Source organism: Terriglobales bacterium, from assembly GCA_035624475.1.
In the GTDB taxonomy this organism is placed as follows: Bacteria; Acidobacteriota; Terriglobia; order Terriglobales; family Acidobacteriaceae; genus DASPRL01.
This window is the reverse complement of the sequence record DASPRL010000377.1, coordinates 1-10,928: the sequence shown is the minus strand read 5'-3', so window position 1 is coordinate 10,928 and position 10,928 is coordinate 1. Positions and strand designations below refer to the sequence as shown.

13 protein-coding genes are annotated in these 10,928 nt (G+C 68.2%); 8 read left to right on the top strand and 5 right to left on the bottom strand.

Annotated features, from left to right (window positions below; translation table 11 throughout):
* The 4 genes from VEG08_14755 to VEG08_14740 all read right to left on the bottom strand — a co-directional run.
* The coding region (locus tag VEG08_14755) for a citrate/2-methylcitrate synthase (protein HXZ29252.1) at positions 1-769 on the bottom strand (769 nt) is incomplete at its 3' end.
* Positions 770-841: 72 nt separating this feature from the next.
* Complete coding sequence (locus VEG08_14750; GenBank protein HXZ29251.1) at positions 842-1,294, bottom strand: CBS domain-containing protein; 453 nt, start codon at positions 1,292-1,294, stop codon at positions 842-844.
* Between the two features lie 20 nt (positions 1,295-1,314).
* A complete protein-coding gene (locus tag VEG08_14745) occupies positions 1,315-2,358 on the bottom strand; it encodes a phosphate acyltransferase (GenBank protein ID HXZ29250.1) in 1,044 nt (347 codons plus the stop codon).
* Between the two features lie 53 nt (positions 2,359-2,411).
* Positions 2,412-3,299 carry a universal stress protein gene (locus VEG08_14740; protein HXZ29249.1) on the bottom strand — a complete coding sequence of 296 codons (888 nt, stop codon included), beginning with the start codon at positions 3,297-3,299 and terminating at the stop codon, positions 2,412-2,414.
* Between the two features lie 217 nt (positions 3,300-3,516).
* Between VEG08_14740 and VEG08_14735 the strand changes: the two genes are divergently transcribed.
* From VEG08_14735 to VEG08_14705, 7 genes are read left to right on the top strand one after another with little or no spacing between them, the layout of a single operon-like run.
* Entirely contained in the window at positions 3,517-4,647 is a 1,131-nt protein-coding gene (locus tag VEG08_14735; GenBank protein HXZ29248.1) for a 4Fe-4S dicluster domain-containing protein, read from the top strand.
* Positions 4,644-5,510, top strand: a complete 867-nt coding sequence (locus tag VEG08_14730; GenBank protein HXZ29247.1) for an FAD/NAD(P)-binding protein — start codon at positions 4,644-4,646, stop codon at positions 5,508-5,510. The genes VEG08_14735 and VEG08_14730 overlap by 4 nt, the downstream gene beginning before the upstream one ends.
* Positions 5,510-6,295, top strand: a complete 786-nt coding sequence (locus VEG08_14725) for a hypothetical protein (protein HXZ29246.1) — start codon at positions 5,510-5,512, stop codon at positions 6,293-6,295. The genes VEG08_14730 and VEG08_14725 overlap by 1 nt, the downstream gene beginning before the upstream one ends.
* Positions 6,292-7,620: a Ni/Fe hydrogenase subunit alpha gene (locus VEG08_14720; protein HXZ29245.1), complete on the top strand. Its 1,329-nt coding sequence runs from the start codon at positions 6,292-6,294 to the stop codon at positions 7,618-7,620. The genes VEG08_14725 and VEG08_14720 overlap by 4 nt, the downstream gene beginning before the upstream one ends.
* Positions 7,617-8,180, top strand: a complete 564-nt coding sequence (locus tag VEG08_14715; protein HXZ29244.1) for a hydrogenase maturation protease — start codon at positions 7,617-7,619, stop codon at positions 8,178-8,180. Before VEG08_14720 ends, VEG08_14715 begins: the two co-directional genes overlap by 4 nt.
* On the top strand, positions 8,171-8,464 hold the full coding sequence (locus VEG08_14710) for a HypC/HybG/HupF family hydrogenase formation chaperone (protein HXZ29243.1): 294 nt from the start codon (positions 8,171-8,173) through the stop codon (positions 8,462-8,464). Before VEG08_14715 ends, VEG08_14710 begins: the two co-directional genes overlap by 10 nt.
* 48 nt (positions 8,465-8,512) lie before the next feature.
* Positions 8,513-8,848 carry a hydrogenase maturation nickel metallochaperone HypA gene (locus VEG08_14705; protein ID HXZ29242.1) on the top strand — a complete coding sequence of 112 codons (336 nt, stop codon included), beginning with the start codon at positions 8,513-8,515 and terminating at the stop codon, positions 8,846-8,848.
* Positions 8,849-8,857: 9 nt separating this feature from the next.
* Here the strand turns inward: VEG08_14705 and VEG08_14700 are convergent, their stop codons facing one another.
* Positions 8,858-9,928 carry an ATP-dependent 6-phosphofructokinase gene (locus VEG08_14700; GenBank protein HXZ29241.1) on the bottom strand — a complete coding sequence of 357 codons (1,071 nt, stop codon included), beginning with the start codon at positions 9,926-9,928 and terminating at the stop codon, positions 8,858-8,860.
* A 143-nt stretch (positions 9,929-10,071) separates the two neighbouring features.
* Here VEG08_14700 and VEG08_14695 point away from each other — a divergent pair.
* Positions 10,072-10,928: ABC transporter ATP-binding protein (locus VEG08_14695; protein ID HXZ29240.1), on the top strand; the 857-nt coding region annotated here is incomplete at its 3' end.

The window sequence follows — 10,928 nt, the reverse complement described above, 5'->3', positions numbered from 1 at the left end:
CGAGCGCGGAGTACGGGTCGACCTGCGAGCTCCCGATCGACCGCATCGCGTTCGCGCTGCAGTTCTGCTCGTGGTCGGCGTGCAGGATGAAGAGGACGTCGAGCGCCCGCGCCAGCGCCGGGTTGGACAGATACTTGAGCTCTGTCTTGGTCCACAGCATGTTCATGAAGTTCTCGGTGTAGCTGAGCTCGTTGTCGGGATAGACGTAGCGCATGCCCAGGCTGTGGCGGTAGGCGTAGGCCGCGATGGTGGGCATCTTGGCGATCAGCCGGTGCATCTGCAGCTTGCGCACCTGGGGGTCGTGGATGTCGCGTGCCTCGGGATAGTAGGTGGAGAGCGCCGCCACGGTGCTCACCAGGATGCCCATGGGATGAGCATCGTAGTGGAAACCGTCCATCAGCTTCTTCACGTTCTCGTGCAGCAGGGTGTGGTGGGTGATCTCGTGGGTCCACTCCTTGAGTTCGGCCTCGGTGGGCAACTCGCCGTGGACGAGCAGGTAGGCCACCTGCAGGTAGTTGCAACTCTCCGCCAGCTCCTCGATGGGGTAGCCGCGGTAGCGCAGGATGCCGCGGTCGCCGTCGATGAAGGTCACGCGGCTCTGGCAGGAGGCGGTGTTCATGAAAGCGGGGTCATAGCTCATGAGGCCGAAATCTTCGGGGCCGGTCTTGATCTGCCGCAAATCCATCGCACGGACGGTGCCGTGCTTGATGGGCAGGGTATAGGTGGTGTTGGTGCGATCGTCCACCACCGTGAGCGTTTCCTTGGGCATGGTAGTTCCTCCTTGTAGAGCGCCGGCGGCTTGAGCCGGGGCGCGTCCAAACTCGACTGCCTGCCGCCCTCCTCAGGCGATGCGTGCCGCCACATGGGGGCGGAGCGCGAAGATCTTGCGCAGCGTCAGGTACAGGTCCTTGGGGTCGATGGCGCCGTGACGGACCAGGTCCGCCAGGGACACGATGCCCACCAGCCGCCCGTCGCTGTCGACTACCGGCAATCGGCGCAACTGGTGTTCCTGCATCCGGCGGATGGCAACCTGGACGTCGTCCTGGGGCGAGCAGGTGACCACCTCGGTGGTCATGCACTCCTGCACTTCCACCTGCGGCGGGTGGCCCGCGCTGATGACCGCCAGGCACAGGTCGCGATCGGTCACCACTCCCAGCAGCTTGCGGCTGAAGCGGTTGAAGACCACCGGCAGGATGCCGATGTTGTGCCGGCGCATCATCTCCGCCGCCGCTTGCGCGCTGCAGTTCGACAGGCAGGAGACCAGTTCTTGTGTCATCACCTCGGCGATCTGCATAGCCACCTCTCTCTCCTGCGTCAGGCGGCACTGGGTGCGAACTTGGCGGCGGGAGGGATGCGGGCGGCAACCTCCTGCGCCTCGACCACGGCCAGGGCCGCGATGTTCACGATGTCCTCCACCTCCGCGCCCCGCTGCAGCAGGTGCACGGGCTGGCTCAGCCCCATCAGGACGGGTCCCAGGGCAGTGGCCTCGCCGATGCGCGTCAGCAGCTTGAAGGCGATGTTGCTCGACTGCAGGTCGGGGAAGATCAGCACGTTGGCCCCGCCCTTCAGGCTGGAAAAAGGATAGGTCGACTCGCGGATGGCGGGGACCACGGCGGCATCGGCCTGCATCTCCCCGTCCACCATCAGCTCCGGGTCCGCCTGCTTCACCAGCTCGACGGCGCGCTGCACCTTGCGGGCGAGCGGATGGGGGGTGCTGCCGAAGTTGGAGAAAGAGAGCAGGGCGACGCGCGGCACCACGTCGAAGCGGCGCGCCTGCTGGGCGGCGCCCAGGGCGATCTCGGCCAGCTCTTCGGCGCTGGGCTCGATGTTCACGGTGGTGTCGGCCAGGAAATAGAGCTCGCCCTGGCGGGTGACGATCAAGTCCATCCCCGCCACCTTGCGCACGCCTTCGCGCGCCCGGATGATCTGCAGGGCGGGACGGACGGTGTCGGGATAGTGCTGGCTGGTGCCCGACACCAGAGCGTCGGCGTCGCCCATGTGCACCATCATGCAGCCGAAGACGTTGCGGCTCTCCAGCAGCGCGGCGGCCTCGGAGAGCGTCACGCCGCGGCGCCGGCGCAGGCGGTAGAGTTCCGGCACATAGGCCCTCTTCCAGGGAGAAGCGGCAGGGTCCTCTATCTCGATGCCGTCCAGCGAATGGCCCGATTGCGCGGCGCGCCCCTGGATCGCCGGCGGGTTGCCAAGCAGGATGGGCTCGGCGATCTTCTGCTCCACCAGGATGCGCGCGGCCCGCAGTACCCTCTCCTCCTCTCCTTCGGGGAAGACCACGCGCTTGGGCCCGGCCTGGGCCTTCTCGATGATGCGTTGCATGATGGCACGCGCCTTGGTGAGACTCATTCCGCCTCCGCACTGCAATTCGTTCTGTCCGCCGGAGCCCTCTCCGGCCGATCTCATCCGCGGACCGTGAGCACCGGGCAGGCCGCGTGGCACACCACCTCGTGTGCGGTCGCGATCGGCAAGTGCGCAGCCAGGCGACGGATGGGCCGTACTCCCAGCACGATCAGGTCGGCCTGCTGCTCCTCCGCGACCCGCAGGATGCCATCGCCGGGCTCACCGCTCTCTAACGCCAGCTCGGGTTCGCACCACAGCGCCGCCTCCCGCGGCAGCAGGCCCTGGAGCCTCTCCTTCAAGACGGTGAGCGCGCGGTCGGGGTCCGCCAGGTAGCCGGGCGAGGTGGTCTCGACCACGTGCAGCAGGGTGAGCCGCGCCTGGTTCTCCTGCGCCAGGGAAACCGCGTAAGGCAGCGCCGCCTGCGACTCGTTGGAGAAGTCGGTGGCAAACAGGATGCGATGGAACTCGGCGGTGCCGGCGGCGGCCGCCACTCCCGGTCCCACCGTCAGCACCGGGCAGGACGCCAGGCGAAACAGCTCCTCCGCCACCGAGCCCATGAGCAGCTTCTGCAGGCCGCGGCGCCCGTGTGTGCCCATGATCAGCAGGTCGCTCTCCTGCTCCCGGATCAGGCGAGAGAGGCACTCCCACACGGCGCCTTCCTCGACGGCGACCTGGTGGGGAAGGCCGGCGAGCAACGGCGATTGCTCCAGCTTCGACATCTCCGCCATGGCGGCCTGGCGTGGGACCTCGCTTTCCATGGGCACCCACTCCGGGGGCGCCGGCGCCCACACCTGGGGGCGCACTACGTGGGCCAGGAGAAGACGGGCCCCGTAGCGGCGCGCGATGGCCGCCGCATAAGGCAGGGCGGCCTGGGAGGCGAGGGAAAAATCGGTGGCGAAGAGCAGGCTCTTCAGAGCCAGCCGCGTGGTGGCATCCAGGAGCTTCATGGGCCCACCTCCTGGCACGCTCGGCGGACGAGCGACCGGCGTCTCCATACTCCGATAGTAGCCCGGTGGCCGGGGGCCGCAGTGATGGCAGTCACGCGCGGGTGTGAGCAGGTGCCGCCCGTCACCAGCCCGCGTGACCCGGCTCACAGCGCGGGGGCCCGTGCAGTGTCAGGGTAAGAGAGGCGGACCAGCCAGGTGCCGCGCAGGAGGGCCCCGCATGGCGACGGCCAGCATTCCGCGGGTTTCCGCGAGCGTGGTGGTGCTGAAAGCGGCGCTGCAGAAGATCTTCGAGAATCTGCGGGCGGCGGGCTTCACCCTGGTGGGACCGCGGGTGCGCGACGGCGCCATCGTGCTGGACGAGATCGCAGCCCTCGACGACCTGCCCCGGGGCTGGACTGAAGACAAACAGCCCGGCCGCTACCGCCTGGTTCCCGGCCGCAACGGCCAGTATTTCGGCTTCACTGTCGGGCCGCACTCCTGGAAGCAGTTTCTGCATCCCCCCAGCGCCCTCCTCTTCACGGCGCGCAAGAGCAACGGGGCGTGGGTCTTCGAGCCGGCCAAGCCGCAGGCGCCGCAGTACGCCTTCATCGGCGTACGGCCCTGCGACCTGAAGGCCATCGCCCTGCAGGACCGGGCGCTGCTGGAGGGCCCGGTGCCCGATCCCCACTACCGCGCCCGCCGCCGCCAGGTCTTTCTGCTGGCCGCCAACTGCGGCGAGGCCGCCGCCACCTGCTTCTGCACCTCCATGAAGACCGGCCCGCGCGCCAGCACCGGCTTCGACCTGGCGCTCACCGAACTGCCCGACGGCTTCCTCATCGATGTGGGCTCCGAGACCGGCTCCGAAATGCTGCAGGACACGGAGTGGGAGCCGGCCACCGCCTTCGACCTGGGGCGGGCCACGCAGGCGCTGCAGCGGGCCGAGCGCCAGCAGCGCGAGCTGCGCACCGACGACCTGCCCAGGCTGCTCTACTCCAATCTCGAGCATCCGCACTGGGACGAGGTGGCCGCGCGCTGTCTCTCCTGCGGCAACTGCACCCTGGCCTGCCCCACGTGTTTCTGCACCACGGTGGAGGACTCCAGCGACCTGCGCGGGCAGGTGGCCCGGCGCACCCGGGTGTGGGACTCCTGCTTCACCGGCGATTTCTCCCAGGTGCACGGAGGCAACACCCGGCCGACGATCCGCTCCCGCTACCGCCAGTTCCTGACCCACAAGTACGCCTCCTGGATCGACCAGTTCGGGACGGTGGGCTGCGTGGGCTGCGGGCGCTGCATGACCTGGTGCCCGGTGGGCATCGATCCCACGCAGGAGGTCAAAGCGTTCCGCGTCTCTCCGGCGAGGCCCAAATGAGCCAGGCGATCCACATTCCGGCGATGACCCCAGCGGTGCTGCCCATGCTGCCGCAGCCGGCGGTGATCCGGGCCATCAAGCCCGAGTCCTACGGCGTGGCCACCTACACGCTGGCCTTCCAGGACCCGGCGCTGGCCGCCGCCTACCGATTCCTTCCGGGGCAGTTCAACATGCTCTACCTGCCGGCCTTCGGAGAAGTGGCGATCTCGCTGAGTTCCGATCCGGCGCAGCCGCAGGCGCTGGGCCACAGCATCCGCTTCGGCGGCAGCGTCACCCAGGGCATCGGGCGGCTGAAGGTGGGCGACATGCTGGGGCTGCGCGGCCCCTACGGCTCGCACTGGCCGCTGGACTTGGCCGCAGGCAAGGACGTGCTCATGGTGGCCGGCGGCATCGGCTTGGCGCCGCTGCGCCCCGCGCTCCTGACCATCCTCAAAGAGCGCAGCAAGTACGGCCGCGTGCTCTTGCTCTACGGCGGGCGCACGCCCCAGGATCTGCTCTACACCGACGAGTTCGAGGCCTGGCAGAAGGCAGGGGTGGAGCTGCACGTCAGTGTGGACTGGGCGGACGAGAACTGGAAGGGGCAGGTGGGCGTCATCCCCATGCTCTTCTACCGCATCCGGCTGGAGTACAAGAAGTGCCTGGTGCTCACCTGCGGGCCGGAGATCATGATGCGCTTCGTGATCTACGAGGCGCTGGCCCGCAACATTCCCCGCGAGTCCATCTACATCTCCATGGAGCGCAACATGAAGTGCGCGGTGGGCTTCTGCGGCCACTGCCAGTACGGGCCCAACTTCATCTGCCAGCAAGGGCCGATCCTCAACTTCGCCACGGTCGAGCCGTTCTTCGGCAAGGAGAGCTTCTGATGGCGGGCGAGCGCAAGCGCGTGGCGGTCTTCAAGTTCGCCTCCTGCGACGGATGCCAATTGGCCCTGCTCGGCCTGGAGGAGGAACTGACGACGCTGGTCGGCGAACTCGACCTGGCCTTCTTCCCCGAAGCGCGCTCCCAGAATCTCCCTGGGCCTTACGACGTGGCCCTGGTGGAGGGCTCCATCACCACCGCCGAGGACGTGGAGCGTATCAAGCAGGTGCGGCAGCAGTCGAAGTACCTGGTGGCGGTGGGCTCCTGCGCCAACGCCGGCGGCATCCAGTGCCTGCGCAACTGGGCCAAGATCGAGGAGTTCGTGGAGCACGTGTATGCCACGCCGCAGTACATCTCCACCCTGGCGGAGTCCACCCCCATCGACTCGCACGTCTCGGTGGACTTCGTGCTGCACGGTTGCCCCATCAACAAGCAGCAGTTGCTGGAGGTACTGACCTCGCTGCTGCTGGGCCGCCTGCCCCACCTGCCGGCGCACTCGGTGTGCGTGGAGTGCAAGCGGCGGGGCAACGTGTGCGTGCTGGTGTCGAAGGCCATGCCTTGCCTGGGTCCCATCACCCACGCCGGCTGCGGCGCGCTCTGTCCCGCATTCAATCGTGGTTGCTACGGCTGCTACGGTCCCATGGAGAACCCCAACCCCGAGCCCCTGATCGCGCAGATGGAGGCCGCCGGGATCCACGGCGCGTATCTGGTGCGCGTGCTGCGCGGCTTCGCCGGCTACGCCGAGGTCTTCCGTAACGCCGGCGACAACCTGGAGAAGACGCTGCAATGAGCCAGACCACCCAGACCGCAGCCGGAGAGCGCATCGTGAAGGGCAACCACCTGCTCACCCGAGTGGAGGGCGAGGGTGGAGTCTACGTGCGCTGGGAGCAGGACCGGCTGGCGGAGGTGCGGCTCGACATCTTCGAGCCCCCGCGCTTCTTCGAGGCCTTCCTGCGCGGCCGTCACCTGCACGAGGTCCCCGACATCACCGCGCGCATCTGCGGCATCTGCCCGGTGGCCTACCAGATGAGCTCGGTGCACGCCCTGGAAGCGGCGCTGGGCCTCGTCATCAGCCCCCAGATCCGCCGCTTGCGCCGCCTGCTCTACTGCGCGGAGTGGATCCAGAGTCACGCCCTGCATATCTACCTGCTGGAAGGACCCGACTTCCTGGGCTACGAAAGCGCCCTCAGCATGGCCAAGGACCACCCGGAACTGGTGGAGCGCGGCCTGCGTCTCAAGAAGGTGGGCAACGACCTGCTCGAAGTCTTGGGTGGGCGCGCCACCCACCCGGTGTCGGTGTGTGTGGGCGGCTTCTACAAGACGCCGCGCCGCAAGGAACTGATGGCACTGCACGAGTCGCTGGTCTGGGGGCTGGAGGCGGCGCGCACCACCGCGCGCTGGGCGGCGCAACTGACCCTGCCTGAACTTACCGCCGACTACGACTTCGTCGCCCTCTCCCATCCCGATGAGTACCCTATGAACGAGGGCCGGATCGTCTCCTCTTCCGGCCTGGACCTGACCGCGGCGCAGTTCGAGCAGCACTTCCTGGAGCTGCACGTGGCCCACTCCACCGCGCTGCATTCGGTGCGCACGGAAAACGCCAGCAGCTACCTGGTGGGCCCGCTGGCGCGGCTGAACCTGAACCGCGAGCGGCTGGCGCCGCAGGCGCGGGAGGTGGCGCACTCGAGCGGCCTCAGCTTCCCGCTGCGCAATCCCTTCGCCATGATCATCGCCCGCTCGCTGGAGATGCTGCACGCCTTCGAGGAAGCGCTCAGCATCGTGGAGAGCTACGAGGAGCCGGCGCTGAGCGCGGTGGAGTGCAAGGTGCACGCCGGCGAAGGCTGCGCCGCCACCGAAGCTCCTCGCGGCCTGCTCTACCACCGCTACCGCGTCAATGAGCGCGGCCTCGTGGACTACGCCAAGATCGTCCCACCCACGGCGCAGAACCTGCGCCGCATCGAGGATGACCTCCGCCTGCTGCTGCCCCGGCTGAAGGAGGCCTCCGATGAGGAGGTACTCACGGCCTGCGAGAACCTGGTGCGGGCCTATGACCCGTGCATCTCCTGTTCCACCCACTTTCTCAAGCTGAAGATCGATAGGAGCCCAAGGCCATGAACAAAGTCGTGAGTTTTCCCCGCCCACCGCTGCTGGTGATCGGCTGTGGCAACCTCACCTGCGGTGACGACCGCGCCGGGCTGGAGTTCGCGCGCAAGCTGCGCCCGCAGTCCTGCGCCCAGTACGCCGCCCGCGAGATGCCCCAGCTCTCCGTGGACCTGCTGGAGCTGTTCAAAGAAACCGAGACCATCCTCTTCGTGGATGCGGTCGAGACAGGCGCCGCCCCGGGAACCCTGCACCTGGTCCCGCTGCCCTACGCCGGCTTGCAGAGCCGTTCCCTGGGCAAGGTCTCTGGCCACGGGTGGGGGCTGAACGAGGTGCTGGGGCTGGCCCGCTCCCTGGGCCGCGAGATTCCACGTCTGGCGCTGCTGGGCATCGAGCTGGAGTCGGTGGAGCCGGGCGAGCCCATCTCCCCGGCGGTGAAGCAGGCGCTGCAGGTCGCGCTGGAGAATTTTCCCCGGCTGCGCACCCTGCTCTCGGGCACGGCCGACGCCCTGACCCGGCCGCGGAGCTTTGCCCCCGGCGACTGCGCATTCCCGGGAGAGATCAAATGTGCCTAGCCGTGCCGGGAAGGGTGGTGGCTTGCCGTCCGCAGGAGGGCGGGCGCGCCGGCCTGGTGCGCTTCGGCCCTGTCACCCAGTCCGTGCGCCTGGACTTTGTCCCCGAGGTGGCCGTCGGCGACTACGTGCTGGTGCACGTGGGCTTCGCCATCAGCCGCGTGGATGCGGAGGAAGCGGAGCGCACCTACCGCCTGCTGGAGGCGGCCGGCTACCTGGCCGAAGCCGCCGCCCTCGGCGGCCAAGAGTCGGCCATAGAATTGGCGCCGGGCGAGCGGGTCGCCTAGAATCCCCGCAGCGGGCGCCTTGCTGTCGCCGGCTTCACCGTGCACGAAATGAGTATCGCCAATTCGATCCTGGAGGCGGTGCGCAAGGAGTCCGCCGCCCGCGGCGGCGCCCGCGTCAGCAAGGTGGGCGTGCGCGTGGGGGAGCTGGCGGCCATCGATCCCGAGGCTCTGCGCTTCTGCTTCGAGGCCCTCGTGCAGGGCAGCGACCTGGAGCCGCTCGCCCTGGAGATCGAAGTGAAGCCCCGACAGCAGCGCTGTCCCGCCTGCAACGTGACGTTCGTTGTAAAGGACTACAACCTCGCCTGTCCCAACTGCGGCACGCAGCAGACGGAGTGCGTCTCGGGCGATGAGCTGGACCTGGCGTACCTGGAGCTCAGTTCTTAAGGCCGCGGGCTAGGAGCCATTCTTCATCTCCCGGCGGTCACGCAGACCGAGGGCGACGTCGAGCAATTCAGGATCGACGGGGCGGGTGGCGACCAGCGCCTCCGAGAGGGGCACGGAGACGATCTTGGTGCCGCGCAGGGCCACCATCATGCCGAATTCCCCACTGTGCACGCGGTCGATGGCGCCGATGCCGTAGCGGGTGGCCAGCACGCGGTCGAAGGCGGTGGGCGAGCCTCCGCGCTGGATGTGTCCCAGCACCACGAAGCGGGTCTCGATGCCGGTGCGCTTCTCGATCTCGCGCGCCAGGATGCCGCCGATGCCTCCCAGCCGCACGTGTCCGAAGTCGTCCTTGCCCATGTCCTGCACGATGGGAGCGCCGTGCTCCTTGTCCACGTCGGTGGAGAACTTGGCGCCCTCGGCGGCCACCACGATGGAGAAGTAGCGCCCGCTGGCGTGGCGGCGCTTGATGATGGCCGCGACTTCCTCGATGTCGAAAGGCCGCTCCGGCACCAGGATCACGTCGGCGCCGCCGGCGATGCCGCTGTAGATGGCGATCCAGCCGGAGTCCCGCCCCATCACCTCCACCACCATCACCCGGTTGTGGGCCTCGGCGGTGGTGTGCACGCGGTCGATAGCCTCGGTAGCGATGTTGACGGCGGTATCGAAGCCGAAGCAGAAATCGGTGCCGCTGAGGTCGTTGTCGATGGTCTTGGGCACGCCCACCACCTTCACCCCGGCGTGGTGCAGCTTCTGCGCGATTCCCATGGTGTCGTCGCCGCCGATGGCGATGAGCGCCTCCACCTGGTGCTTCTTCAGGTTCTCCACGCAGCGTTCCAACCCGCCGGGGTTCTTGGCGGGATTGGTGCGCGAGGTGCGCAAGATGGTGCCGCCGCGCGGCAGGATGCCGGCGATCCTGGCCAGGTCCAGCTCCTCGGTCTTGTCTTCGAGCACGCCCCGCCAGCCTTCCAGGAAGCCGACGAACTCGTCCTTGTAGTGGAAGATGCCCTTGCGCACCGCGGCGCGGATGACCGCGTTGAGTCCGGGGCAGTCGCCGCCCCCGGTCAGCATGCCGACTCTCATGCCAGGCTCCTTGGGTGCAACCCCTGATTGTAGCCGCTTCCGGCGCTTTCCGGGTTGCGACCGGATGTCCAGGAGGATGGGGCCGGGTTGCCCGGAACAAACCCGCCCTGGCGAGCGTAAACTTCCCAGGCCGGGAGGATGGAATGAAACTGACGATCGAGGCGGTCAGCAAGGCGTACCGTGGCAAGACCTGGGCGCTGCGCGGCTTCAGCCTGGAGCTGTGGCCGGGGGTGCTGGGGCTGCTGGGGCCGAACGGCGCCGGCAAGACCACGCTGATGAGCATCCTGGCCACCATCACTCGCGCCAGCGAGGGCAAAGTCACCTGGGACGGCGTGGACATCGCCCATTCCCCCGACACCCTGCGCGCCCTCCTCGGTTACCTGCCCCAGGACTTCGGCGTCTATCCCAACCTGAACGCGGTCGAGTTCCTGGAGTACCTGGCCGCCATCAAGGGGCTGGACGCGGGCGGAGCCCGCCGCCGTATCGACGAACTGCTGCAGCTGGTGAACCTGACCGAGGTGCGCAAGCGGCCGCTGGGCGGCTACTCCGGCGGGATGAAGCAGCGCGTGGGCATCGCCCAGGCGCTGCTCAACGATCCCCGGCTGCTGATCGTGGACGAGCCCACCGCCGGCCTCGACCCCGAGGAGCGGGTGCGCTTCCGCAACCTGCTGGCCGAGCTCTCGGGCGAGCGGATCGTCATCCTCTCCACCCATATCGTCTCCGATGTCGAGGCGGTGGCCACCGACATCGCGCTTATCTCCGGGGGGCAACTGGTGGCGCACTCCGCCCCCGAGTTCCTGCTGCGCAGCGTGGAAGGCAAAGTGTGGGAGTGGGTGCTGCCCAGCGCCGAGCTGCCCACGGCGCGGCAACAACATCTGATCTCCTCCACCGCGCGGCGCAGCGATGGGGTGCACGCGCGCGTGGTGGGCGAGCGCCCGCCCGGAGCCGCGGCCGAGCCGTTGGTTCCCACTTTGGAAGATGCCTACCTGCTGGCGCTCAC

Bases quoted from the DNA above. Each gene is read 5' to 3' on its own strand.
- VEG08_14750 (HXZ29251.1), bottom strand. From the start codon at position 1,294: ATGCAGATCGCCGAGGTGATGACACAAGAACTGGTCTCCTGCCTGTCG.
- VEG08_14745 (HXZ29250.1), bottom strand. From the start codon at position 2,358: ATGAGTCTCACCAAGGCGCGTGCCATCATGCAACGCATCATCGAGAAG.
- VEG08_14740 (HXZ29249.1), bottom strand. From the start codon at position 3,299: ATGAAGCTCCTGGATGCCACCACGCGGCTGGCTCTGAAGAGCCTGCTC.
- VEG08_14735 (HXZ29248.1), top strand. From the start codon at position 3,517: ATGGCGACGGCCAGCATTCCGCGGGTTTCCGCGAGCGTGGTGGTGCTG.
- VEG08_14730 (HXZ29247.1), top strand. From the start codon at position 4,644: ATGAGCCAGGCGATCCACATTCCGGCGATGACCCCAGCGGTGCTGCCC.
- VEG08_14725 (HXZ29246.1), top strand. From the start codon at position 5,510: ATGGCGGGCGAGCGCAAGCGCGTGGCGGTCTTCAAGTTCGCCTCCTGC.
- VEG08_14720 (HXZ29245.1), top strand. From the start codon at position 6,292: ATGAGCCAGACCACCCAGACCGCAGCCGGAGAGCGCATCGTGAAGGGC.
- VEG08_14715 (HXZ29244.1), top strand. From the start codon at position 7,617: ATGAACAAAGTCGTGAGTTTTCCCCGCCCACCGCTGCTGGTGATCGGC.
- VEG08_14710 (HXZ29243.1), top strand. From the start codon at position 8,171: ATGTGCCTAGCCGTGCCGGGAAGGGTGGTGGCTTGCCGTCCGCAGGAG.
- VEG08_14705 (HXZ29242.1), top strand. From the start codon at position 8,513: ATGAGTATCGCCAATTCGATCCTGGAGGCGGTGCGCAAGGAGTCCGCC.
- VEG08_14700 (HXZ29241.1), bottom strand. From the start codon at position 9,928: ATGAGAGTCGGCATGCTGACCGGGGGCGGCGACTGCCCCGGACTCAAC.